The organism is Kitasatospora sp. NPDC023118, assembly GCF_055560875.1.
In genome coordinates this window covers 48,320-70,428 of record NZ_JBVHHW010000031.1, presented here as the reverse complement: position 1 = coordinate 70,428, position 22,109 = coordinate 48,320, and the positions used below count along the sequence as shown (strand labels likewise).

The 22,109-nt window shown below is 70.1% G+C and carries 25 protein-coding genes and 1 pseudogene; 11 read left to right on the top strand and 15 right to left on the bottom strand.

What is annotated here, in order from left to right; translation table 11 throughout:
* Positions 1 to 69: 69 nt before the first annotated feature.
* From ACZ3UD_RS31045 to ACZ3UD_RS31030, 4 genes and pseudogenes are all read left to right on the top strand, one after another.
* Positions 70 to 204 (top strand): annotated as a pseudogene (locus ACZ3UD_RS31045) (transposase); the annotation flags it as partial.
* A 7-nt stretch (positions 205 to 211) separates the two neighbouring features.
* Positions 212 to 568 carry a hypothetical protein gene (locus ACZ3UD_RS31040; protein WP_465595119.1) on the top strand — a complete coding sequence of 119 codons (357 nt, stop codon included), beginning with the start codon at positions 212 to 214 and terminating at the stop codon, positions 566 to 568.
* A 404-nt stretch (positions 569 to 972) separates the two neighbouring features.
* Positions 973 to 1,122, top strand: a complete 150-nt coding sequence (locus ACZ3UD_RS31035; RefSeq protein ID WP_465595073.1) for a hypothetical protein — start codon at positions 973 to 975, stop codon at positions 1,120 to 1,122.
* A complete protein-coding gene (locus ACZ3UD_RS31030; RefSeq protein WP_465595070.1) occupies positions 1,119 to 1,646 on the top strand; it encodes a hypothetical protein in 528 nt (175 codons plus the stop codon). The genes ACZ3UD_RS31035 and ACZ3UD_RS31030 overlap by 4 nt, the downstream gene beginning before the upstream one ends.
* 96 nt (positions 1,647 to 1,742) lie before the next feature.
* Here the strand turns inward: ACZ3UD_RS31030 and ACZ3UD_RS31025 are convergent, their stop codons facing one another.
* Both ACZ3UD_RS31025 and tpg read right to left on the bottom strand, forming a co-directional pair.
* Entirely contained in the window at positions 1,743 to 2,132 is a 390-nt protein-coding gene (locus ACZ3UD_RS31025; RefSeq protein ID WP_465595067.1) for a hypothetical protein, read from the bottom strand.
* A gap of 107 nt (positions 2,133 to 2,239) precedes the next feature.
* The gene (gene tpg, locus ACZ3UD_RS31020) at positions 2,240 to 2,821 is read right to left on the bottom strand and encodes a telomere-protecting terminal protein Tpg (protein ID WP_465595064.1); all 582 of its coding nucleotides are present in this window, start codon (positions 2,819 to 2,821) and stop codon (positions 2,240 to 2,242) included.
* A gap of 133 nt (positions 2,822 to 2,954) precedes the next feature.
* Here tpg and ACZ3UD_RS31015 point away from each other — a divergent pair, with 133 nt between their 5' ends.
* Positions 2,955 to 3,743 carry a hypothetical protein gene (locus ACZ3UD_RS31015; protein ID WP_465595061.1) on the top strand — a complete coding sequence of 263 codons (789 nt, stop codon included), beginning with the start codon at positions 2,955 to 2,957 and terminating at the stop codon, positions 3,741 to 3,743.
* Positions 3,744 to 4,468: 725 nt separating this feature from the next.
* Here ACZ3UD_RS31015 and ACZ3UD_RS31010 read toward each other — a convergent pair.
* Positions 4,469 to 5,140, bottom strand: a complete 672-nt coding sequence (locus ACZ3UD_RS31010; RefSeq protein WP_465595113.1) for a helix-turn-helix domain-containing protein — start codon at positions 5,138 to 5,140, stop codon at positions 4,469 to 4,471.
* A 479-nt stretch (positions 5,141 to 5,619) separates the two neighbouring features.
* Between ACZ3UD_RS31010 and ACZ3UD_RS31005 the strand changes: the two genes are divergently transcribed.
* Positions 5,620 to 6,099, top strand: coding sequence for a hypothetical protein (locus ACZ3UD_RS31005; protein WP_465595058.1), 480 nt, complete (start codon positions 5,620 to 5,622; stop codon positions 6,097 to 6,099).
* Between the two features lie 285 nt (positions 6,100 to 6,384).
* On the opposite strand, the gene ACZ3UD_RS31000 is transcribed toward ACZ3UD_RS31005, so the two are convergent.
* From ACZ3UD_RS31000 to ACZ3UD_RS30975, 6 genes are all read right to left on the bottom strand, one after another.
* The gene (locus ACZ3UD_RS31000; RefSeq protein WP_465595055.1) at positions 6,385 to 6,717 is read right to left on the bottom strand and encodes a hypothetical protein; all 333 of its coding nucleotides are present in this window, start codon (positions 6,715 to 6,717) and stop codon (positions 6,385 to 6,387) included.
* Positions 6,718 to 7,140: 423 nt separating this feature from the next.
* A complete protein-coding gene (locus ACZ3UD_RS30995) occupies positions 7,141 to 8,064 on the bottom strand; it encodes a TIGR03620 family F420-dependent LLM class oxidoreductase (RefSeq protein ID WP_465595052.1) in 924 nt (307 codons plus the stop codon).
* Positions 8,065 to 8,313: 249 nt separating this feature from the next.
* Complete coding sequence (locus ACZ3UD_RS30990; RefSeq protein WP_465595049.1) at positions 8,314 to 8,565, bottom strand: hypothetical protein; 252 nt, start codon at positions 8,563 to 8,565, stop codon at positions 8,314 to 8,316.
* A 423-nt stretch (positions 8,566 to 8,988) separates the two neighbouring features.
* Positions 8,989 to 9,822, bottom strand: a complete 834-nt coding sequence (locus tag ACZ3UD_RS30985) for a transposase family protein (protein WP_465595046.1) — start codon at positions 9,820 to 9,822, stop codon at positions 8,989 to 8,991.
* Between the two features lie 58 nt (positions 9,823 to 9,880).
* Entirely contained in the window at positions 9,881 to 10,360 is a 480-nt protein-coding gene (locus tag ACZ3UD_RS30980; protein WP_465595043.1) for a hypothetical protein, read from the bottom strand.
* 118 nt (positions 10,361 to 10,478) lie between these two features.
* On the bottom strand, positions 10,479 to 10,787 hold the full coding sequence (locus tag ACZ3UD_RS30975) for a hypothetical protein (RefSeq protein WP_465595040.1): 309 nt from the start codon (positions 10,785 to 10,787) through the stop codon (positions 10,479 to 10,481).
* Positions 10,788 to 11,081: 294 nt separating this feature from the next.
* On the opposite strand from ACZ3UD_RS30975, the gene ACZ3UD_RS30970 reads away from it, so the two are divergent.
* Positions 11,082 to 12,113: an SCO2583/SCO2584 N-terminal domain-containing protein gene (locus ACZ3UD_RS30970; protein WP_465595037.1), complete on the top strand. Its 1,032-nt coding sequence runs from the start codon at positions 11,082 to 11,084 to the stop codon at positions 12,111 to 12,113.
* Here the strand turns inward: ACZ3UD_RS30970 and ACZ3UD_RS30965 are convergent.
* The 4 genes from ACZ3UD_RS30965 to ACZ3UD_RS30950 form a co-directional block, all read right to left on the bottom strand.
* Positions 12,010 to 13,146, bottom strand: coding sequence for a hypothetical protein (locus tag ACZ3UD_RS30965; RefSeq protein WP_465595035.1), 1,137 nt, complete (start codon positions 13,144 to 13,146; stop codon positions 12,010 to 12,012). The two genes, ACZ3UD_RS30970 and ACZ3UD_RS30965, sit on opposite strands and share 104 nt — an antisense overlap.
* 274 nt (positions 13,147 to 13,420) lie before the next feature.
* Entirely contained in the window at positions 13,421 to 14,293 is an 873-nt protein-coding gene (locus ACZ3UD_RS30960; RefSeq protein ID WP_465595032.1) for a phosphotransferase, read from the bottom strand.
* Between the two features lie 431 nt (positions 14,294 to 14,724).
* Positions 14,725 to 14,961 carry an IS3 family transposase gene (locus tag ACZ3UD_RS30955; RefSeq protein ID WP_465595029.1) on the bottom strand — a complete coding sequence of 79 codons (237 nt, stop codon included), beginning with the start codon at positions 14,959 to 14,961 and terminating at the stop codon, positions 14,725 to 14,727.
* Positions 14,962 to 15,001: 40 nt separating this feature from the next.
* Positions 15,002 to 15,631, bottom strand: coding sequence for a hypothetical protein (locus ACZ3UD_RS30950; protein WP_465595026.1), 630 nt, complete (start codon positions 15,629 to 15,631; stop codon positions 15,002 to 15,004).
* A 263-nt stretch (positions 15,632 to 15,894) separates the two neighbouring features.
* Here ACZ3UD_RS30950 and ACZ3UD_RS30945 point away from each other — a divergent pair, with 263 nt between their 5' ends.
* The 3 genes from ACZ3UD_RS30945 (at position 15,895) to ACZ3UD_RS30935 (ending at position 18,030) form a co-directional block, all read left to right on the top strand.
* The gene (locus ACZ3UD_RS30945) at positions 15,895 to 16,098 is read left to right on the top strand and encodes a hypothetical protein (RefSeq protein ID WP_465595023.1); all 204 of its coding nucleotides are present in this window, start codon (positions 15,895 to 15,897) and stop codon (positions 16,096 to 16,098) included.
* Positions 16,099 to 16,592: 494 nt separating this feature from the next.
* Complete coding sequence (locus ACZ3UD_RS30940; protein ID WP_465595020.1) at positions 16,593 to 16,937, top strand: HNH endonuclease; 345 nt, start codon at positions 16,593 to 16,595, stop codon at positions 16,935 to 16,937.
* Positions 16,938 to 17,664: 727 nt separating this feature from the next.
* Entirely contained in the window at positions 17,665 to 18,030 is a 366-nt protein-coding gene (locus ACZ3UD_RS30935) for a CAP domain-containing protein (protein ID WP_465595110.1), read from the top strand.
* A 238-nt stretch (positions 18,031 to 18,268) separates the two neighbouring features.
* On the opposite strand, the gene ACZ3UD_RS30930 is transcribed toward ACZ3UD_RS30935, so the two are convergent.
* Positions 18,269 to 20,341 carry a HelD family protein gene (locus ACZ3UD_RS30930; protein WP_465595107.1) on the bottom strand — a complete coding sequence of 691 codons (2,073 nt, stop codon included), beginning with the start codon at positions 20,339 to 20,341 and terminating at the stop codon, positions 18,269 to 18,271.
* Between the two features lie 438 nt (positions 20,342 to 20,779).
* The gene (locus ACZ3UD_RS30925; RefSeq protein ID WP_465595017.1) at positions 20,780 to 21,205 is read right to left on the bottom strand and encodes a hypothetical protein; all 426 of its coding nucleotides are present in this window, start codon (positions 21,203 to 21,205) and stop codon (positions 20,780 to 20,782) included.
* A gap of 86 nt (positions 21,206 to 21,291) precedes the next feature.
* On the opposite strand from ACZ3UD_RS30925, the gene ACZ3UD_RS30920 reads away from it, so the two are divergent.
* Positions 21,292 to 22,023, top strand: a complete 732-nt coding sequence (locus ACZ3UD_RS30920) for an SDR family oxidoreductase (protein WP_465595014.1) — start codon at positions 21,292 to 21,294, stop codon at positions 22,021 to 22,023.
* The last annotated feature ends 86 nt before the right edge of the window (positions 22,024 to 22,109 follow it).

The following is a 22,109-nucleotide window of genomic DNA, read 5'->3' as shown; positions in this document are numbered from 1 at the left end:
GGTATCGGGTCGTGATCAATCTGTGGGATTCGCCCTCACGGCGAGGCCTGATCGGGTAGATCATGTCGCGTGACGCGAGTGCAACTGACTGATGCGGAATGGGAGTTCATCGAGCCGTACCTGCCGGTCGGCGAGTACGGTCCGTACCCGGAGCGGCTGCGGCAGCAGTTCGAGGGCGTGATCTGGCGGTTCAAGACCGGAGGGGTACCGCGTGTTCACCGTCGTCGAGGAACAGGTCCGCCAAGACCTCGCCGCCGACGCGATCGACCGACTCTGGGGGCGTTTGTGCCATCAGGGGACGATCTCTTCGGCAAGCATTGCTGCGCTGCCGCGGCTGGCGGACATCGCCGAGAGCACCGTCCCCGGAGACTGGGCGCTCGGGCTGGCCGGCGCCATCGCGGGCGGCCTGCTCCAAGACCACCACGGTGCCGATGAAGAGGTGGCCCGCCAGGAGCCGACCCTGGCACGGCTGCGGGACCTGACCACCGCGCGCCTGGCACCCGGCCAGGACAGTCGAACCTACGCCCCGTGGGACTTCGCCCGTCGCCACACCACGGACACGTTCTGATCGCCAGCGAGGCGTTCGAACACCAAGCCCGGACCCGCAGGTCCCGACTTGACGGCTTGGCACCGTGAGGTGTCTGCGGTGGGGAGTTCGGCGAGGCGAAACTCACCGGCCCTGCGGGACGGAACTCACCGGGTGCGGGGACGGTGAGCCGTCCGGGCCGGGCACGAACTCGCGACCCCCTCGATGCTCCTGCGCCATCGCCTGGTATCCCTGCCAGCGCTCATTTGAGTACAGGTACTCAGGTGTCAGCCCGGGCCGCTCGCCTAGGGTGGCCGGTAGCCGAACTTCCTCCAACTATCAGGCGCGGTACTGATGGTGCGGGTGGATCCTCTGATCGTGGCCGCTTCTACACCGGCGTAGACGCCAACGGTGTACATGTCGGAGGAGTCGACACCGACAACCACATGATCCATGGACGACAGACCACCGTCCCCGAGTTCGGCGCGCACATCCTGCCCACGAACCCCAAGGGGGACCACTCCGACTACTGGAACGACGATTCGCCCACCTTGCCAGCCATGGGTGAGGTCATCGCTGGAAAGCCGGTCTCATGAGCACCACCGAGCGCGCCCCCCTGATCAAGCGGGTCACCGCCACCGCCACGTTTCTGGTCGCCGTTCTGGCCCTGAACGCCTGCGGAGTAGGGACCCTGGGCGAGCGGTCGAAGCCCACGATCACCTTGGACCAGGCCAAGAAGCAGATCGATGCCTACCTCACGGACATTCTGGCCAAACTGCCGGTCAAGCCCGTGAAGAGCCCGGGTGATTTCAGCGACCTGGAATGCGACGCCAACGACGTCGGCCCGCACGGCAGAACGCAGACCGGCCGGGAATACGACTTCGGCGACGTCCCCTCCGCGCCCAAGGCCGAGGCCGCGAAGGACTTCCGCGAGTTCCTGGCCGGCCACGGCTTCGAACCGGATCCGGACGCCGCCGGATCACGTTCTGACTGGATCAGAATGAAGAACCCCAATGACAACTTTCTCGCCACCATGGACGGGGTCTCCGACTCCAGCCACGACCTCTCCCTCAAGGTCAGCTCCCCCTGCGTCTGGCCCAACGGAAAGCCACCGGCCTGATCCGACCCCACCCCCGGGCCGCACCCCCGGGGGGTGCGGCTCCCCACACGTCCGTGCGGGTCGCTGCACATGAGGTGGCGACGGCGTAGGTGGTGATCACGGCGGCTCCCGGGGGAGCGCGTCGTCCAGGCACCTGGCCGTGATCCAGTAGTGGCGCGCCTGCTCCTGGCCGTCGCGTCCGGCTGGGAGATGCGCAAGGCGTTGGCGGCCATGCAGAAGGAGGCGGTCGGCGGTGCGGGTCTGGATGGCGGTGGCGATGCACTGGACGCCCAGTTGGTCGGTGAGGTCAGCCAGCACGGGGACCAGGTCCGTGGTGGTGACCGGGTCCAGGCAGGGCACGCCCCCTGTGGCCCACTCCTGCCATGTGGCGGCGATACCGCGCAGCAGAGCAGTGACGATGTCGGCCGGGACGACCAGTGCCGCCCTGATCGCGGCGCACCGGCAGGTGGAACTGCTGCTCGCCGTCGTGGCGGGATTCCGTGACATTTCCTCCGGTGGATTTCGTCCGGTCAGGCATAGAAAGAAACCCGGCCACCTGTTCGGTGGCCGGGACTGGCCTTTTTCGGCGACACGGAGCCGCCAGCGGGGTGCTTCTACAACTCCATGTCCATCCATGCGATGTCGTTCAGCTCGACGTCGAGGCCGCGGGCGCGGCGGCCGCCGTCCTTGAAGTACTCGTCGCGCAGGGCCTCGGCGAGGATGGCCTCCTGCTGGGCCTGGGTGGCGCCGGCGTCGCGGGCAGCGTAGAGCCGCTGGGCGACGGAGCCGGGCAGCTTCTGGGTGATCATCCGGGGGCGGGGGTCGTCGGTGGTGCCGCCGGCCGCGCTGTAGCCGAAGGTCGCCTGGATGTGGAGCATGAAGCCGCGCTGCTCGGCGTCGCGGCGCACCCGCTTCTTCACCCGCGGCTGCCAGGCCGCCCGTACCGCGCGCTCGACCTTCGCCGCGTTGGCCTTCGTCATGGGGATGTCGCCGGTCAGCTCGCCCTCGGCGAGGGCGGTCAGGGCGCGGGCCCAGCGCTGGGCGGTGCGCACCGAGACGCCGGCCACCTGGGCGAGGCGCTTGGTGTCGTTCTTGGCGACCTTCTCCCACAGGAACTTGACCCGGGTGTTCAGGTGGACCGGGATGGGGCGGGTGCGCTCGGCGCGCTCCAGGCCCTCGTCGATCTCCCGACTCATGGAGCATCAGGTCCTTCCTCGCCCCGGCCGGGGCGAACTCGAGTCATGGGGGGGCGGCCCGCCGATCGGTGTCGGCGGGCCGCGCGGGGCGCGGCTTCCCAGCGGTGGCGGTGATCATTAAGGTGTGGAAGCTGTGAGCATGCGTGGATCCGGTGACGACCTGTGGGAAGAGTTCGTCAAGGAGTTTGAGAAGAACAACGCGGTACGGGAGCCGAGTGTCGCCGAACAGGCGCGCCGGCCCGCGCGACGAAACGCGCGACGTCGGCTGCTGCTTCCGGTGGCCGCTGCGCTGCTGGTGGCAGCGGGCGCGGGGGCGTACCTGCTCCGGCCGTCGAGCCCTGCACCGGCCGCACCGCCCGCGCTGGCTGCGCCGGCATCGTCCGATCGCTCACCGCACGTGGCGACGCCGTCGATCGGTGCTTCGTCGGCGGCATCCGGCGCTCCGGTCTCGGCGATGCCGCTGTCCGTCTTTCCGGCGCAGGTCCAGGGGTACACGCTGGTGGCGGGCGTGGCGCGCTCGAACTGCACCGGCCCGGACACCGTGGCGCCGACCCTCGCCGGGTTGATCACGCAGGGCCACGGCTGTCTCGGAGTCGACCTGGCGCTGTACAAGGACGCCGAGGGCAACCAGTACAACGTGGCGCTGTTCACCATGGCGGACCAGGGCGACGGCGTGCACCTGGTGAGCTTTCTCGGCTCCCACGCCGACTCCTTCCAGGTCGCCGTCCATGTCCCGCCCACGGATTCGGGTCTGCGCCGGTTGCCGGCCGACAGCGGCCGCGTGCAGGACTTCGCGGCCTACGGGCACGGCGTGGTCGTCGGTTCGGCCCAGTGGTCCGACGGCCGGACCGCAGACCTCGACAAGCTGTCCGATCAGCTCTCGCCGCTAACCGACGCTGTCATCAAGAACGTTCCCGCCTGACGGGGCGCCCCGCCCGACTCGGTCCTCCGCGAAGGGCGCGGCGCCCTCCTGGGCGTCCACTGTCGGCGACAAGTGAAAACTGGTTTCGCGCCCTGCCGGATCGGGCGCACGCGGTGCCGCGCGTTCTGGGCAACGGCGAGGTCGCCCTACGCAAGCGCGTCCTCCACGCCGCCTGACCGCTGGTCGTGGTGGCGTGGAGGGTCACGCATCGGGGCTGGACGGTGATGGCGCCAAGCACGACGGCCGAAGGGCGGGGGCTCGGGTCAGTGTTGACCGAGGCCTCGGCTGTCGAGATAGTCGACCAGTGCAGCCTCCTTCCGGAGCAACCGGTCGCGGTCATCGGCAGGTAGCGAGGCAAGGGCGTCGCGCAGGACGCGCTTGCGAGGAACGTGGACCATGTCGCCCGAGTAGATCCGGCACCCCGAGCACCAGGCAAACCCGATGCAACGCTCGAAGCTGGCGGACTCGGGCGGATGGAATCGGTACTGGTAGGAGCGGACAGGCTCGTGACACACGAGGCAGATCCAGCGGTCACCGTCGCGGACGGACCAGCCGCTCCCCCTCTGACGCCAGGACTTCCGGCCGGCCGTTGCTCTTCAAGTTGCCATGCGCTCATTCTGCCTTGGCGCGGCGCTCATGGGACAACCGATTGCGCTGGCTGTCCATGAGACGGGTACAGCAGCCGCGACCGTTCATGATCGCGGTTCTGGTGACGCTCCGTCGGTTCAGCACGGAAGTAGTTGAGCCAGAACCGGTTCTCGTGAACAAAGCCAGCCGTCGACAGGCCGCGGTCTGCGTGAACCGGCTCGACGTCCTGTCTGCCACCCCGGCAGCCATCGACACCGGCACGGCGCCGACATGGAGGCTCCGCCATCTTCGAACGTGCTGGTCAGCGGGGCTGGCGTGACGGTCCTTGACCGTGCTCGTGCCGGTGGTAGGCGGGAGTCTGCGGTCTTGATCGTCTGACGGGGTGGTTTCCTCGAATCCTCCGCGTTCCGGGCCCGGTACCACGTACGATCCGGTTCATGGTGGAGTCCGCCAGAAGCAGGCCAACCGCGTCCTGGCCGCCGGACGCGCCCCATCGAACACGGCTTCGCCCACCTGAAGAACTGGCGGGTCCTCACCAGGCTCCGTACGGACCCCTGCCGCGCCACCGCTCTCCTGCGCGCCTTGCTCGTCCTCACGAACCCGGAAGTCAACCGTCGACCAGGACTCTCGAAGAGGCGAAGCCTCACGGATGATGTTCGTCCTCGGCCAGTTGCTTGATCGCCGTGGACCAGGCCGGCGCGTTCCAGAGCGGCCAGGTGCTTGCCCACCGCCTGGCGCGTGACGGGCCAAGCCGCAGCGAGGGTGGTAGAGGTCGCGCCGCCGTCCCGGGTAAGAGCATGGTCGTGCAGGCGGCGCAGGTGGGCGGTTCGAGGTTCTCACCGGAGTCGAAGACTTGCCGGCCCACGATGATGTCCACGCCTGAGTTCGTCAGCGCCCTGTTGACCTCGTCCTCGGCGGCGACCGCATCGGCCTGGGGGCCGGGAAGGAACTCGCTCGGGTCTGCCAGCGTGCCGGGGGTCGGTTCTGCTCGATCACGCTCGTGGCAAGGAGCCACTGCCGTAGCTGGGTTGCGTGGGCCACGGCCTGCGCGGGGGTCAGTGAGAGGGCAATCAGCGTCACCTCGTGATCACTCATGCCGCCGGAGCGTACACATTGCCTGAGACAGATCGTGTGCTGCCTCCGGCTCGCCGATTGGTCGGTCCTTCATCGGAGAGAGGCGGTTTGGAGCTCCGGGGGGAGGTTCGGCAGGGGGAGACCGGCATGCGAGACTGGTGATCATCACCGGGGCGGGTAGGTCCCGGCAGGGGACGACACCACGGGGGACACCATGACGAGCACCGGTACCGACGCGGCCGCATCCGAACCCACGGCTGGCCTCGATGCCGCCGGCGCGGCCGGTGAGCTGCTGCCCTCGGTCGGCGAGATGCGGCTGCCCGCCTGGTTCTTCGGCTTCGAGGGCGTCCTGGCCGGCGCCTTCGACCTGCTGCGGGCCTTCCCGTCCGCCTGGCCCGCCCTGATCCTCCTCGTCGCGGCCAACATCACCGTCTCGCTCACCCTGCTGCGCAAGCGGCTGAAGCTCGCCAAACTGCTGTGGCGCGGCAAGGGCACCCGCAAGGTGGCCTTCGCCCTCGTGGGCCTGCGGATCGGCACCCATGTCCTGCTCGGCGCCCTCGGCTTCGCCCTCGTCTCGGCACTCGGCCATGTCCTGATGGCCCTGGTGATGGCCGGCGTCACCGTCGGCCTGCTGGTGTACGTCCAGCGAACCGCGCTCACCGCCCTGGTCACCGCAGGCAAGGCCACCGCCTGACCCCCTTCCCGACCGCACTGTGCGGGCGCTTGTGCTTTAACCTCCGTCTCCGTCATACGGCGGCGAGGGCAGGCCATAGAAGTCACCGCCGAGCCCCTCGGGCAGCTGGAGGCCCCTCGGAGTGGCCTGGTAGGCGTTCGAACTGGGGCCGTTGTCGAGGCACGCGCTACGCTACGGCGGCCCCGAGAAGGCACAGGAAGGCCGCCACCCCGCAGGGGTGGCGGCCTTCCTGCGTCACGGGAGTACGGGACGGCAGCGTGCCCGGACGGTGTTCGGAGAGGCGGGTCACCACCAGGCCGGTTCGACGTCGGCGACGTCCTGGCCGTCGTCCTGGCCGTCGTCCTGGCCGCGGCTGGCTGTCCGGTGGCCGGCCTCCAGCATTTGGCTCTCCTCGCGGAGCAGCTCGGTGATCCAGTCGGCCACGCCCGCGGGGAGCCGGACGGTGCGTTGTTCGATCTCGTACGGGGTGCTGGTGGTCAGCCAGACGTCGGCGCCGGTGCCGGGGGTGGCGACGAGGTCCGCGAAGGTCTCCAGGGCGTCGGCGAGGTCGGCGGCGGCGTCTTCGTTGTCGCCGTTCACCAGCTTGCCGGGCCGTTGGGGTCGGTCGGCTGTGGGCACTGGCGGATTGTGTCGGGGTGGTGGAGGTACCAGCCCCAGTCGTCGAAATCGGGGCCCCACCGGACCAGGGCAACCCAAGTGGTAGAGCCCTGGTGCAGGCGCCAGCTCTCTATCCGGCCGGGCCGCCAGGATCCGCCGATACGGATCTCCACCCACCTCCAGCGGGGCTCGGCGTCCCGTCCAGCGGGGCTCGGCGTCCCGACACCGGCCGGGGCCGGACATCAGCTCGCGCGGCGCCCGCTCGGCGTCGCCGGGCTGGTGGTCCGGATGGCGGGTGTCCCGTGGCAGAGAAGTTTGAGCGGTGTCAGGGAAGTTTGAGTGGCGCCGGTCACTTCTTCATGCGGCTGAGCGCGAAGGTCCTCGGTCTTCGCCGATGGGAAATCCGACTGAGGGTTGCCGCCGGTGGGCGGCTGCCCCGCGGGTTCAGCTGGGCATCAGGGCGGGGGCGAGGAGGCGTAGGTCTTGCAGTTGCTGCTGCAGGGTGTCGGCGATGGGCTGCACGGCGACATGGTCGGCACCGGCCTGGTAGTGCTCCCGGATGCGCTCGGCCAGTGTCTCCGGGGTGCCCCAGGGCACGACCGCGTCGATGAGTTTGTCGCTGCCTCCGTCGTCGAAGTCGGCGTCTGTGAAGCCCAGTTCGCGCAGGCTGTTGAGGTAGTTGGGCAGGCGCAGGTAGACGGCCGCGTAAGCGCGGGCGGTGGCGCGCGCCCGCTCGGGGTCGGTGTCGACCACCACGGCCTGCTCCGGGGCGAGCAGCAGGTCGGGGCCGAGTGTCGCGCGGGCCCGGCGGGTGTGTTCGGGTGTGACGAAGTACGGGTGAGCGCCCTGGGCCCGGGTGGCGGCGAGCTTCAGCATCTTCGGGCGCAGCGCGGCGAGCACGCGGGGCACCGGCTCGGGGGTCGGTGCGCCGAAGGGCGTGGCGTCCATCGCGTCCAGGTAGGCCCGCATGTCGGACAGCGGTGTGCTGGAGTCGTGACCGCGGGCGCTGACGAGAGGCCGGTGGCTGACGCCGAGGCCGAGCACGAAACGGCCCTGCCATGCCTCGTGCAGGGTTCTGGCGCCGTTGGCCGCCGCCGTCGCGTCGCGTCCGTAGATGGTGGCGATCCCGGTGCCGACCATCAGGCGCCGGCTAGCGGACAGCAGCAGGGCCGCATGGGTCAGCGCCTCCTTCCCGATGGGGGGCTCGTCGATCCACAGCGTCCCGTAGCCGAGGTCCTCGATGGTGGCGACGGCACGCCGCTCCTCGTCCGCCGTCACCGCGGACAACGACGCGAGCCATACCCCGGTGCGGCCCAGGCGCTGTTTCAACGCGGGCAGGTCCGTGAAGGTGGTGACGCGTTCAGTCATGGTGCACTCCGTACTGTTCCTGGGCTTGGGTACGGCAGCCTGGCACTTCCTCGATTCACGGCGAGATTAGCCTAATTCCGCTGATATGTGACGCCGCGCCAGTATTGCTGCCTGCGGCAAGTACCAGGGGTGTCCTGTGTGTGCGTAGACATGGTCAGCTTCGGCGGGCCGACACCCTGAGACCGGCATCACTCAAACGTCGCTGACACTGCGCAAACTTCTCTGCCGCGGGACACGGGTCGTCGGCCGTCAGTCTCCAAGGTGGCGGCGGAGGGCCGCTTGGCGGACCTCGTTGCTGGCTCGGGTGGTGTTGAGGGTGGCTGCGGCGCGCTGACGGGCGGCCAGGGCGTCGATGCGGGCCTCTCGGGCCTCTCGCTCGGTGATCCGGTCCAGACAGAACTCATCCCGGACCCAGCGGTCGACCACGGCGCGCACGTACGCTCCGGCGGGCCAGCGGCTGCCCATGGCGTGGCGGCGCAGCGTTCGGGGGTACAGGTCCATTCGGTGGGCCGTGCTCGGCCAGCAGCTCCAGCGTGGTCGCGACGATGGGCACCGCGTCGTCGTACTCGCGCCAGCCGTCCCGTCGTGTCATGCAGCCGGACGGTCCACCAGGAGCCCCGCCAGCACTCGGCCGACAGGTCGGCGACCGCCTCCTGCCGGGTGGCCAGCGCGGTGGGTCCGGCGTCGGTGACGACCAGAGCGACCGGCGGGTATCCCGCACGGGTGTGACCCGGGTAGGCACGGCGCCACCAGTGCACCGTACGGTCGGCGCTCTCCTCGCGCGCGCGGGCAGGGTCATTGTCACGGACCCTGACACGGAATGAGCATTTTCCAACCTGAAGTTGCAGGTCACGGGGCTGGCATGGGTCGCGGCTGAGGTGCTCGTGCCGGTCGTGGGCGTGATCGCTAGCAAGTGACCGTCGGTCAGCGCTGGACCTCGGCGTTCGTGAGCACGAGCAGGGCCCGCAGGAGGGCGGTCGCGTGTCGGGCGTTCATCCGGACCTTGGTGAGGATGCGCCAGTTCTTCAGATCGGCGAAGCCGTGCTCATTGGCCGCTCGCTCACGGCTGACCAGCCGGTTCGCCTCCTTCTGCGCAGCGGTCAGCGGATGCCCGCGAGTCGCCTTGCGCCCGGTGACGATCACCGGATCGTCGGGGTCGTCCTCCAGACCGACGGACCCGAGGTCCGCCAGCGCGCCCAGGCCGGCCTCCCGCAGGTGGGCAGTGATCTTGTTGTGGCGGGCGGTAGTAATCTCGCTGGAGCGGCCCGGCTTCGCCGCCGAGATCCAGACCAGATTGCCCTTCTCGTCGGTGAGCGCGAGGAACAGCAGGCCGTGGGCCTTGTGCTTGCCGGAATAGTTCGGCCGGTTCTCGTGCCCAGTGCGCCGGCGAGTGCGAACGAGGGTGCCGTCGAGCAGAACGACAGCGCCACCCTTGCGGGCGATTTTCTTCAGGGCGCGGTCCAAGCGCGGGGCGCGCGCGGCAAGTAGTTCGATCACCTCCAGCAGCCATCGGCGGACCGTGGAGGCGGAGACGTCATTGCCGCCCGCCATGTCCGAAAGCCGCTGGTCGTGGCGGAGGACCGCGAGGACGATCAGTGCGATCTTCCCGGGCGGCAGCTTGCGCCAGCGTGAGCCGATCTTCCTCAGGCGACCGCGGATCAGGTCGGACACCATAGTCGTGGTCGCGGTGGACAGTTCCAGGCGGCACTGATAGACAAGGCCGTCGCAGCCCTCGGCGGGGTTGGTCTTCTTTCGCATGGAATCCCCAACTCCCGTCGGGGGTTTCTGTGTTACGCCAAGATCGGGCCGGTGTCGGTCAGGCGGTCGGCTGCGGCAGGGCGGCGAAGCGGCCGGCGGGGGTGCGGTGCAGCCAGCCCCGGTCCGCCAGACGCTTGAGCTTGTCGCGCACCGGCTCGACCTGCCCCGGCTGAGAGCCTCGGCCGAGTCGCATGCTGACGTCCTTGGCCGGGACCGGCTCCGACGCCCCGGCCATGATCTTCATGATCGCCTGGTAGTCGGCAGGCAGCGCACTCATGTCCACGCCCTGTTCGCGGTGCGGGACCAGCAGCATCCCGCCTGCCCCGGGCGCGCTGGTGACCCGTTCCAGCTCGGCGGCAATCTCCGGGTCGTCGGCGCACCCGGCGCGCTGGGCGTCGGCGAACTGCCCGAACACCACCTCGGCCGCCTCCAACCGGGCCACCTCGACGTCAAGGTCGGCGAGTTCCTTCCGCAGCCGCTCGGCGCGGTCGGCCAGGACCAGCCGCCTCTGCATCACCCACGTCAACACATCCGCCACCAGCGACTCCTCCCGTCCAGCCCTCCACCGCAGAGTAGGACGCCGCCGCGGACCGGCACTGGGCTTCGGGCGAAGCAGCGACAGGGCAGACGATCTCCTGCTAACGAGGTAAGAACGCTCAGCGATGCTGCTGACGTTCGGTTCCGGTGTCGAAGAAGGCGTCGAGGTACGCGTTCGGCTCCAGTGGGCTGTCCCGGAGCAGCGAGAACACCTCGGCGCCCGAGCCCGGTGTGCCGCCCAGGCGGTAGGACTGGGCGAAGCCCAGGTAGCCGAAGCCATTGTCGGCCGCGTATGTCTCGGCCTCCGCCTCGGCGAGGGCGATCGCTTCGTCAGCCGATGCAGCCTGCCAGAGCGTGATCCGCTCCTCGTAGCTTCTCCCGTGCCGGGTCTTCCACTCGAACACGCACCGGACCCCGTACCAGTCCACGTCTTGCTCCCTTCGCGCCGTGCTGCTGGAGCATTCTCCGCCACCGACGTCGAACGGGATCGTTGGGTGCGGGCATCTACGGGGCCTTGTTCATGCTGGCGAACGTCGAGGTCCAGCACCGACCGACGATCACCTGCTTCCGATCACGCCCGCAACCGGTGCTCAATGCGGTGTTGCGACCAGTGCCGGTGACGGGGGACGCCGAGGGCTGAGTGACTGTCGGTGTCCAAGCCACAAGGCGCTCCGGGCCACCTCGCCGGTCGGTGTGTCCGAACAAGCGGGCATACTGGCGCCGTGCCGACCGCCGAGGAACCCCACCAGCCCCCTTCCCATGAGCCGGAGCCAATGGCGCCGGGCCGGGCGGCACCCGACCCGTTCGAGGGACTCGTCCTGGACGAGCGTTTCATCCAGGGCGCCGCCGTCAAGGAGCCGACCGCCCGGACCCGGATGCTCGCCGCGCAATGGCGGGAGGAGCCGCCGGTGGACCCGGGAGGCCGCCGCTGGGCACCTGGGGCGACCTCCGGCACGGCCGGCTCACGGTGGACCCGGCCCGGACGCCGGCGCACCGTGCTGATCGCGGTCACCGCTTTCGCGGCGTTGCTGGCCGTCACGGTCGGGGTGGACCCGGCCGGTCTGCTGAACAGGGACAGCCTGACGGCGCGCAACCCGCGGGCCGTGCCCGCATCGCCCCGGCCGGCTGCGGACGTCGCGCTGCCCGGCGGCGGGGTCTCCGACGGCACCAGGTGCGGCACCAAGGGCTTCCACCACTTCGAACCGGCGCCCTCCTCCTTCACCTTCGCCGCCGGACCACAGTCGGACGCCCCACCGCCGGGACCGCAACTCGTCCTCAGCGCCTACGGGTTCTCACGGACCTCGGCGACAGACCCCGGGCACTTCACCATCGGACTGGGGCTCGGTCCGGGCCCCGGCGACCGCGCGCTGGACCTGTCCGCGCCACTGGGTCCGCAGGGCGTGGCAGTGGAGATCGAAGGCCCGGACGGCCTGGTCGGCGGAGCCCACGGCCTCCCGCTCACACCCGACGACGACGCCCCGTCCGGCGCGGGCGGCACCGTCCACATCGGACCCGAGAGCGGCGCCTCCGTACAGGTGACCCTCCCGGCCGCGGCCCTGTGTCCGGGCTTCGACGGCTTCGCCGTCCAGCAGCGCCTGGTGGCGCCGACCGACTCGCACAACACCATCACCGGCCAGCCGCCCTACCGGCTCACGGTCTCCATCTCCGATCCGGCGATCGGCGCACTGCGGCGCCAGGTGGGCTCGACGGTGCCGGGCGACGTGCTGGCAACTGACAACCGGATGCCCCACTGACCGGAGCCACCTGAGAAAAATCTCCGACGGCGCTGAACCGGTTACGAAGGTCAACACCTCTCACCAGGGAACGGACCGTCAGAACCGGCCGCGCCGGCCGACGGGCCGAGCGGGCACCTGTGCGGGTCGCGACCCTGGTGCGCTCCAGCCAGCTCATGACCTGGCGCAGCGTGGCGGGGTCGAGGGTGCGGGTGAGGTCGCGGACTGCCTGGTGGTCGTCGTCGGTCAGCGCGTAGAGGCCGGCGCGCTCCAGGGCGGTGTAGAGGGGCTGGGCGGCGGTGCCCGCGAGGCGGCGGTGGGCGACGTCGGTGCTCTGGCAAGCCCGGTGGGCGGCCTCGCGAGCGCAGGCAGCGACGTCCTGCCGGTGGCGTTCGGCGCGCAGCGCGTTCTGGAGGGCGGTGTCGTGGTCGGGGTCGTAGCGCTCGGCCCGGGTCTCGGCGGTGTGGTCGCGCACGCGCTGCCACTCGGCGCAGATGGTGGCCGCGGTGACGAAGGCGCTCTCGTGCCCGGCGTCGGCGTGCCGGTCGGCGGTGCGCTCGTCGTCCCGGGCGCTCGCGGTGTTCGGGGCCGTTGCCCCATTCCAGGTGGCCGATGCTGCCGCGCGGGTACGGGTTGGGCAGCAGGTGGGTGTGTTCGAAGAAGGCTCGGTAGTCGTCGATCTTCTTGGCGACGATGGGTTGGACTCGTTGTCGAGGTCGATCTCCACCAGGAGCACCGGGATGCGGTGGTTGGGGGCTTGGAGGACGGCGTCGGCGCGGACGGTGGGTTTGTGCGGGGTGAGGTGTTCGATCTCGGTGGCCCACTGGTCGATCCGGCCGAAGCCGGGTCCGACGCCGGGGGCGGTGCGGTCGCCGTTGACCTTGTTCTTCGGGATGCCTGGGCCGGTGCCGCCGACCACGAAGCTGATGACGGCCTCGCTGACGGCCAGGGCGTGGCCGGCGGCGGAGCTCGCCCCGGCCTTGCGGGCGATGCCGCCCATGTCCCGGCCGTCGGGGAACAGCGCCTTCGCCGCGTCGCGGCCAGCGGTGGTCATCCCCCAGATGTCCCGGCCGTCCTCGCCGGTGCCGGGAGGGACGCCGGAGCTCCCGAGACGACACCGGGTTCTTGGAAACACGGCTCGGGATCGGAGTGGGCTCGTGCCCACAAGGGCTCGGGTTTGCGCCAGGGACGGTGGAGGCGTCCTGGTCTCTCACGAGCCGCTGCGCTGCCGGTCGAGAGTCCCGCCGGTGCGGGCTTGTCGGGCCGGCCATGCGAAAGGGCCGGTGGTGCAGTCCACCGGCCCTCTGTGATGCCAGGTCAGTCCGTTGTCACCCGGCCTGCGCCAGTCCGCGCACGTCATGCCAGTCACGTTCGATTGCCGCCACCTGTTGATCCCTCCACGTGGACGGGGGCAACGCACGGTGGTTGCGGAGTTCTCGTACGAGCAGCATGGCCCGGTTCAAAGTGAAGGCGGCGCGGACGGACGGGGGTCCGGCCGCCACAAGTTCCTCAATCTGTGGACGGGCTTCCGGGGTGGCTGCCAGGACGATCCAGAGCACCGCCAGGTCGTGTCCTGGGAGGTAGTGTCCCGCGTGCTCCCAGTCGATCACTGTGACCCGTCCGTCGGGCCTGACTACAAAGTTGGTCGGCAGGGGGTCTCCGTGGCCTGGTACGAGGACGGTGCCGGCCCGGTGGGACAGGTCGGTCAGGGCCTGGTGTTCCTGCGGGGTGGTCAGGCCCTGGCGGTGGTCTCGGTCCAGGCGTGCGAGGTAGTCGAGGGTGCGGGTGAACGCCCCTGTGGGGGGAATCCATCGGCCGAGGTCGGTCATGGCCGTCAGCATGGCGGTGACGTGTGCGGGGTCCAGTGCTTGCGGTGGGAACCGGTCGCGACCCGGGGCGGGCGAATGGCCTCGGACGTGCTCGATGACCAGCACGTGGTGCCGGTCGTCCACGGCGATGAGGTCGGGGACTGGCACTGGCGGGGGTGTCTCGGCGAAGGTCTGGTAGGCCTCGATCTCCGCGCTGAACTTCTCGGCCCAAAGTGGTTCTCGGGTGGTCAGCAGCTTCGCGACGGCCGGTCCGTCCTCGCAGTCCCCCGCGATGAGCAGGGACTTGTCGGTTCGGGAAAGGAATGCCGTGGGGCGGAAGTCCGGTCGTAGCCGGATGATCGGTGCGGCGGCGCCGGTGAGTTCGTCGGGCACGGAGCTCCTTGCTGTTCCAGGCGCGGAGCCGCCGGGTGTGCTGGGCTGGTTCCACGCGCAGCGGGGCGGTTTCCCCGGTGCGCTCTGAGAACGCCCGGGCCGTGCCGCCTGGTGCCCGTGCCTGCTGCTGGATCGGGCAGTGCGCCGGTGCTCTGAAGAGGGAGCGCTTCCGACGCTTCCCTGCTGCGAGGACGTCGGCGCGCGGCGCGGTGGTGGAGCCGTTGGGGTTGGCGGCCCCGCGTCGGTACGCGGTCCGACCCGGCCGGGACGGCTGTCCGTCGCCCTGGTCGTTCCGGTCGTCCGAGGTACTTGCCCTCAAGGAAAGAACCGCCTTCTTTCCTTGAGGGCAAGAAGGCGGGCTCCTTGCGGGACCCGCTTGAGATACCGGCGGTGCGCATGCACACCGGTGCATGTCGCCCGGCCGAAGGCGCTCAGACACCCCGCGCGGGATGACGGCGCGGTGCGGGGCCGAGGCCGGCGGCCCGCAGGACGCGGCGCACGGAAGCTGCGCTGACCGTGTGTCCGAGGCGGCGTAGCTCGCCGTGGACGCGCCGGAATCCCCACCGAGGGTTCTCGATGCCGAAACCGAGACGGGTCGGGCGAAGCTCACCGGCAAGCAGGTCGACCGGCCCGCCACGCTCGGGCGCCGTCCTTTGCCACGCCGACAAGGGTCACCAGCGTGTCGTGGGGGAAGGCATACTGCGGTTCTCAGCCGGCGTCGAGCGTGGCGTCGGGGGTCTGTCCGGCGGCGGTCTGTTCGATGCGGGTAGCGAGCATCGTCGCCATCTTCTGGAGTTTCGGCACATCCGAGGGGCCTTCGGCCAGGACTCCGGCGACGGTAGTGCCCACCCGCATGAGGATGAGATTCCCCGGGCTGTCACCGAAGGTGCCACTGTAGGCGGAGGTCTGGTTGCCGATGGCCGGCACCGGGAGTGGGGAAGCGTTCTTCCCGGCCTTCTTCTCGGTCGTCGCCAGGTACGAGCCGGCCTCGGCGGGGGTGGCGAAGGTGGTGATCTTGAAGGAGGCCTTGGCGGTGCCGGCCTCGAAGTCGGCGGTGCTGTCGAGCTTGCAGCCGGGGCACTCCTCGTCGCCACTGTCCTCGGTGGTGACCTCGGTCTTGCGGGCCCTCCAACCGGGCATGGCCGCCGGGTTCGGAAGAGCCCGCTTCACCGCAGCCTTGTCGGCGAGCACGGTCTGGAAGTCCGCCCACTTGTGCGGTATGCCTCCGGCGACCGCGTCCGTGACCGCGCTGGAGCCGCAAGCCGTCAGTACGACCCCCATCAGGACCGACCCGGCACCGATCCCCAGCCGCCTGACGGCGCCGGTGTACGCGGTCATGTGAAACTCCCCGTTCGAAACGATCGCTTGCCGACTGCGCCTCCTCAGGGGTGACAGCCAGGCAGACCTCCAAGATCATCCGATGATACGTCAGGCAGGGTGGCCGCCACTCCCAGGCCAGGAGCGGCGGCCAGGCCGGAACCGACGCAGCGGGCGCGGAAACCGACGGGCCGGACGGACAGCGCCGCCCGGGTCGAGGGTTTCGTCAGGCCGCAGCCCCTGCCCCGCCGTCCCGCCGAACCCGGCCGCTCACGAATGACCTGGTGGAGCCTCAGCTGGTCTCGGTGTCGGCGGCCGGCAACCGGTCCAAGAATGACAAGAGCCCGGACCTGCGGCGGCCCCCGCTCCGGTCGTACTGGTGCACCTACTCCCGGGCGTGGGTCGAGGCGAAGAGCCACTACCGGCTCGACACCACCGCACCGGAGAAGCAGTCCCTGTCCGACATGCTCGACACCTGCGACCAGTGACCCAGCCCCGGCTGCTGAACGCCCCCAGGCGCACGTGACCGCCGGGCCCGGCGGGGTGATGACCGAGGAGGTCGGCTGCGTCACCGGCGAGCCGGCCGTCGTCACCACCGCCTTCCCCGGCGGGCAGGCCTGGCTCGCGGTCCAGTACCGCGGCGCCGACGAGTGGTACGCGCTCACCGGCACCCCCGCTCCCCTGCCCGGCGGCCAGAGCCTCGCCGAGTACCACCAGCGTGTCCTGGACGTCGTGCGCTCCGGCGGCGAGGCCACCGCACCCGACCGACCCCGGGTGCCCGGCCCCAAGGCCGGGCAGGCGGCGGGCGCTCTGGGTGGGGAAGAGCGAAAGGGAGGTCAGCGGCCCGCTGTTCGACGAAGGGGTGGACTACAGCACAGCACGACAGTCATTGCGAGGAACTCCCTCCCGACGGGAACTCAGGTCCGCTTGCTGAGCCGACCTCGACGCCCACGCAGTGCACCGCCGCCGAGAGAAGAGCCACATGGCTGTCAGCAAGCGTCGCCGGTTTGAAATCCTCCGCCGAGACAGCCACACGTGCCGGAACTGCGGCGCCACAGCCCCTGACGTGAAGTTGACCGTCGACCACGTCACGCCCACTGCTCTCGGCGGAAGCGACGGGCCGGACAACCTCATCACCGCCTGTGATCCCTGCAACAGCGGCAAGTCCTCCGTCCCCGCCGACGCGGCCGTTGTTGCCGATGTGGCGCAGGACGCCCTGCGCCGGGCGGCAGCGCTCAAGCAGGCTGCCAGCGAACGAAGCGCAGGAGGCGCCCAGGCTTGCCTACAGAAATGCGTTCCAGCAGGCGTGGAATACCTGGACGTATGAGAGCGGCGGCCGGCGGACAGCGACTCCGCTGGACGAGAACTGGCGCACCATTATCGAGCGGTTTCGGATTGCCGGCCTTCCCATATCCGTGTGGCCCGACGTCGTCGAGAAAGCGATGACGAACCAAACGGTCAACTCGAAAACGTCTTCAAGTACATGTGCGGCATTGCGTGGCGCATGGTCGACGGCGGATAGCGGGCGCTGATGCTCCGCTGGACGGGCAGCAGCCGACCGACGCGGCCCGGGCCATGCAGCACCGGTGAGACCGGTTGAGCGCAGTGTGCGTTCGGTGCGCAGCGAGACGGCGCTGACGCGGAGCGCCTCGTCGTGGCGGCCCGCTCGTCCTCCACCGACGCTCGGTGGGCACATTCGGTTTCGCGAAGGGTGGAGTTGCGCCGGATGATCTGCTGCTTCGCGGCGGTGTCCTCCTCGATCGCGGCCGGTGCCCCCGTTGACCGGCTCGCCACATGCCGACGGTCGGGCTCATCATCTGAGGTGCCCAGCCGTCACGGTCGCGCGCGAACGAAGCCTCCGCCGCGCCCGGCTCCCACACGTACGCGAGCCATGCCGGGTGGCAGGAGCACCACCAGCACCGGCACCAGAGCGAATCCGATAGTCGGCACCGCCACCAGGCCGAGCCGCACGCCGCGCAGCTCTCCGCTCCGGCCTCGGCCGAAGCCTCGCACGCCTCACCGTCGCCGTCTGCCCCGGCCTCCCACGCTCCGGAATCCGCGACCGCGCGTTCCGGCAGCGAGTCCCAGGGCTCCCACTCGGCGCGGCCCTCCGCTTCGGCTCCGCCCCCGGCGTCCCACACGTCCGCGCCGTCGTCCCCGTCCGCACAGGCCACGCACGCCCCCGCCCCCGCGGCCACACCCATCACCCCGGCTGCGCAGACCGGTTCGAGCTCGGACGCCGTGCAGCAGGTCCTCAGTCTGATCAAGCGGTCAGTCTGACCCAGGACATGCTGAACGAGACGCCGCCGGACGACGGCCACCGCAAGAACATCCTCAGCAGCGAGTTCACCCACATCGGCATCGCCGTCCACCGGGATGCCAGTGGAGCCGTCTGGCTCACCCAGGACTTCTCCAACTGACCCGTCCGTCAAGGACGTAGGACGAGGCCCCTGAACCCCATCCCGGGCGGGTCGGCCGCTCCGTCCCGCGGGACGGAGCGGCCGGAGGATCAGGAACAGAGGTCGAGCGCGCCCATCGGGTGGCCGACCCGGATCGCCCGGGCGGCCTCGTGCGGGCAGGCGGCGCGGCCCCGTGCGCGCGGGCCGGTGTCTGTACCGCGCCGGGTGCGCCCGCGGCGACGACGCGGGCGCCGAGTCGTCAGGCGGGCTGGACGGTGACTGTGCAGAGGCGCTTGGTGGCCCGGGTCAGGGCTACGTACAAGTCCCTTTCCCCACCGGGGCGGGCCGTGACGATTTCCTCGGGGTTCATGACGACGACCCCGTCGAATTCCAGGCCGCGTGCTTCGGACGCCGGCACGATGCGTGCGTGGTGGGCGATGCCCTGGGCCGTCAGCTCGCTCACCCTGGTGTCCGCGCAGATCACTCCCAGAAGCTCGCCCGGGTGCGCGGTGCTCTGGGCACGGAGTTCCTGAGCGACGGCGGTGACCAACCCGTCCGGAGGTGTGGTCACGGTGCGAGGGCTCTCACCGCTTCGCAGTGACCGTGTGGGCTTCTGGTCCGGAGCGATCCGCGTGAGCAGGTCCCGGACGCTCTCCAGGATCTCCTGCGTGGTGCGGTAGCTGACGGTCAGGTTGTGCAGTTTGAACCGCGGTCCGACGTGGGGGCTCAGTGCTTCCTTCCAGTCGCGAGCTGTCGCGACCGGGCCTGCCTGGGCGAAGTCACCCACCAGCGTCATCGCCCTTGACGGACAGCGGCGGACGATCATCCGCCACTGCATGGCGGTCAGTTCCTGCGCCTCGTCAACGACGACGTGCCCGTACGTCCGCTCGGGGGGGCCGTCGACCAGGCTCGCCGCCTCGTCCAGCAACGGCGCATCGGCATCGGTCCACGGGTCGTCCGGACCGCGCAGCAGAAGGGACCGCTCCTGCGCGGTCAGGCGGGGCAGGCGCTCGGCGAGAGCGCCGGCGTCCGTCAGGAGCGCCTTCACGAGGTCACCGGGTACCAGCCGCGGCCACAACACCTCGACCGCCCGGTCGACGCCGGCGTCGTCGAGGAGATCGGCTCGGATGGCGTCCAGGTCCAGCTCGTGGGCCGGACCCGAGTCGGCCGCACCTTCGGCACGGCGCTGGGCGGCTCCCGTGAACCGGTCGAGGTCGATGCCCGTCATCCTTTCGGCATCGGCGTCGATCTGCTCCAGGAGGTCGCCCATGTCTCGTTGCATCGCGTCGGTGACGGCGTCGACCAAGAGCTCTTTGAACACCTGGCGCGCGGGGTTGTGCCCCGGTGCGGCTGTCACGGCGGCGTCGCGTGCCGTGGCGACTTCCTCGCCGGACAGGTGAACCAGTTCCTGTCCGACCCGCACGGTGAAGTCACCGGCGGGGGCTTGGTGGACGCGCAGCAGGCCGGCCAGAGCGTCGGCGAGGTCGGAGCTGCCCTTGAGACGCGCCGTATCGAACGGGTCCACCGTGTCCGTGGACACTGCGGCCAGTTCCCGGCACGTCGCCAGAACGACGTCGTTCTCTCCGAGCGAGGGAAGGACCTGGGAGATGTAGTCGAGGAACCGGGCGTTCGGGCCCACCACCAGGACACCCTCCTCCGCGGCGCGCGGGAACGCGTACAGGACATAGGCCGCCCGGTGCAGGGCGACCACCGTCTTGCCGGTGCCGGGCCCGCCCTGCACCACGGTCACCCCGCGGTGGGCGGAGCGGACGATCTCGTCCTGCTCGGCCTGCAGCGTCGCGACGGCCGCGTGCATCCTGCCCGTACGCCGTGCCGACAGAGCCTCGGTCAACGGGCCGTCCCCCACGACGTCCTCGTCGGTCGGGGCGCTCCCGTCCAGCAGTTCGTCGCTCACCGAGACGACCGTGCGCTCCTTGAGGCGCAGGTGCCGGCGCCGCCGCAGGTCCATCGGGTGGACCGGTGTCGCCTCGTAGAAGGGCCGCGCCGCGTTCGCGCGCCAGTCCACGAGCAGAGGCAGGTCATCCTCCTCCGCATGCAGTCCGATCCGCCCGATGCGCAGGGCCGTGCCGTCCGTCCAGTCGATGCGCCCGAAGACCAGCCCCTTTTCGGCGCCCTCCAGCCGGCCGATTTCCTTGGCCAGACGCTCGGCGGCGATTTCTCTCTCGTATGCCTCATCGGCGCTGTCCGCCGGAGCCTTCAGCACACTCGCTCGGTGTACTCGCGCCTCGGAAAGCCGCTCGGTGAGCAACTCATACAAGGAGGACACATAATCCCGCTCCGATTCAACCGCACGCACGGCGGGATCATTCATTTTCGACAACAGGGGCTCCTTCGATTCGAGCCACACCATACGGTCAAAGTTCCCTAAAGATAAGTCTTGACTTACTTGGTGAAGCCATGCCCCTGCGGCTGAATCCATGACGGCCGACCGTATGGCGTTTCATGCATTCCGTCGTTCCGCATATTGCTAATTGCGCTCCCGATGCCCGCCCGCCTGCCTTAATGGGCGATGTTTTGCCGCGCTCGGGGAAAGGGGGAAGATCCGGCGAGGCGACCGGCGCCATCGAGCTCACTGCCAGGGGACATCTGGTCGCTTCGTCCGGCGACCCGACCGAGGAGACGAGCACGGAACGGGTCAAGCCCTCGACCGGTCCACCACTGCCCGACCCGTGCCGACGGCCCCGTCTCAGGACCGCTGCACCACGCCGCCGTCGGCCGCGGCCGACCCGGAGAACGCATCGGTGAACTCTCACCCCGTTCGCCGCCGCGACGCTCCCAGGAAGTCCAGGACGTGGTCGATCGTGGCCGTGTCCAGGCACCAGCGCAGGGAATCGGCTGTAGCCTCGGGAGCGCTCAGCCGGACGATCGCGTCGCCGAGCGCGGTGTGCACCACGGGCGCCTCGAACGGGCGCCGGGCAAGGTCCCGGAGCAGGCCGAGCGCGGGGCGGTGGCCGAACATCCCCAGTGCCGTGACCGCCCGGACGATGTCGATGACGCTCGGCGACGGAACGACGACGCCCGCCCCGGCCCGGCAGGCGGGCGCAGCAGCGGCACGGCGGCCGGGGAGGTCGCGGCCGGCATCGAGGCCGCAGGCGGCCGGGCCATGGCCGTGCAGGCCGACGTGCGCGAGGCAGTGGCGGTCGAGGGGCGGGTTGCACCCGTACGGGCCGGGCACCGCTCGCCGGGACGGTCACGTTCGTCGAGGGTTGGCACTACACGAGGCACATGTCGGACACCGGTCATCGAAGGAAGGCGCATGCCATGAAGTTCGCAATCATCGGCGGAACCGGGCTGATCGGGTCACGGGTCGTGGAGAACCTGAACGCTGCCGGGCACCAGGCCGTACCGCACTCCCTGTCCACAGGCGTGGACATCATTACGGGCCACGGGCTGGAGACGGCCGTGGCGGGCGTCGACGTCGTCGTCAACCTGACGAATTCCCCGACCTTCGACGACGCCTCGCTCGCCTTCTTCCGGACCTCGATGGACAACCTTCTCGCCGCGAGCCAGAAGGGCGGGGTCGGGCACTTCGTCATCCTCTCGATCGTCGGCGTCGACCAGGTGCCCGATCTGGACTACTACCGGGCGAAGGTGCTTCAGGAGGAGATCCTCAAGGCCGGACCGATCCCGTATTCCATCGTCCGCGCCACGCAGTTCATGGAGTTCATGGACGCGACCCTGTCCATGACCGCCGACGGCGACACCATCCGCCTGCCGCGCACGCCGATCCAGCCGATCGCCGCCGCGGATGTCTCCGGCGTGGTCGCCGAAGTCGCCGCAGGCAGCCCTCTGAACGGCATCGTCAACATCGCGGGTCCCGATGTCTACCCCCTCGACGAACTCGGCCGGCTCACCCTGACCGCCAAGGGCGACGGGCGCCGTGTCGTCACCGATGACACCGCCGGCATGTTCGCCGCCGCCCACGGCGACGTCCTCACCGCCCCGAACGGTGCCCGCATCGCCCCCACCCACTACACCGACTGGCTCTCCTGAGCCAGCCCCCTCCAGCGCAGCCGCCAAGCCGGGGGCGGACCGGTCGGATCGCCCCCCGGGCGGGGCCCGGGAGATGGCCGGGGGCG

Excerpts from the sequence above, each read along its gene's own strand:
- ACZ3UD_RS31035 (WP_465595073.1), top strand. The coding sequence starts at position 973 with ATGATCCATGGACGACAGACCACCGTCCCCGAGTTCGGCGCGCACATC.
- ACZ3UD_RS31030 (WP_465595070.1), top strand. The coding sequence starts at position 1,119 with ATGAGCACCACCGAGCGCGCCCCCCTGATCAAGCGGGTCACCGCCACC.
- ACZ3UD_RS31025 (WP_465595067.1), bottom strand. The coding sequence starts at position 2,132 with ATGTCACGGAATCCCGCCACGACGGCGAGCAGCAGTTCCACCTGCCGG.
- tpg (WP_465595064.1), bottom strand. The coding sequence starts at position 2,821 with ATGAGTCGGGAGATCGACGAGGGCCTGGAGCGCGCCGAGCGCACCCGC.
- ACZ3UD_RS31005 (WP_465595058.1), top strand. The coding sequence starts at position 5,620 with ATGACGAGCACCGGTACCGACGCGGCCGCATCCGAACCCACGGCTGGC.
- ACZ3UD_RS30995 (WP_465595052.1), bottom strand. The coding sequence starts at position 8,064 with ATGACTGAACGCGTCACCACCTTCACGGACCTGCCCGCGTTGAAACAG.
- ACZ3UD_RS30990 (WP_465595049.1), bottom strand. The coding sequence starts at position 8,565 with ATGGACCTGTACCCCCGAACGCTGCGCCGCCACGCCATGGGCAGCCGC.
- ACZ3UD_RS30985 (WP_465595046.1), bottom strand. The coding sequence starts at position 9,822 with ATGCGAAAGAAGACCAACCCCGCCGAGGGCTGCGACGGCCTTGTCTAT.
- ACZ3UD_RS30965 (WP_465595035.1), bottom strand. The coding sequence starts at position 13,146 with ATGACCACCGCTGGCCGCGACGCGGCGAAGGCGCTGTTCCCCGACGGC.
- ACZ3UD_RS30950 (WP_465595026.1), bottom strand. The coding sequence starts at position 15,631 with ATGACCGCGTACACCGGCGCCGTCAGGCGGCTGGGGATCGGTGCCGGG.
- ACZ3UD_RS30940 (WP_465595020.1), top strand. The coding sequence starts at position 16,593 with ATGGCTGTCAGCAAGCGTCGCCGGTTTGAAATCCTCCGCCGAGACAGC.
- ACZ3UD_RS30930 (WP_465595107.1), bottom strand. The coding sequence starts at position 20,341 with ATGAATGATCCCGCCGTGCGTGCGGTTGAATCGGAGCGGGATTATGTG.
- ACZ3UD_RS30920 (WP_465595014.1), top strand. The coding sequence starts at position 21,292 with ATGAAGTTCGCAATCATCGGCGGAACCGGGCTGATCGGGTCACGGGTC.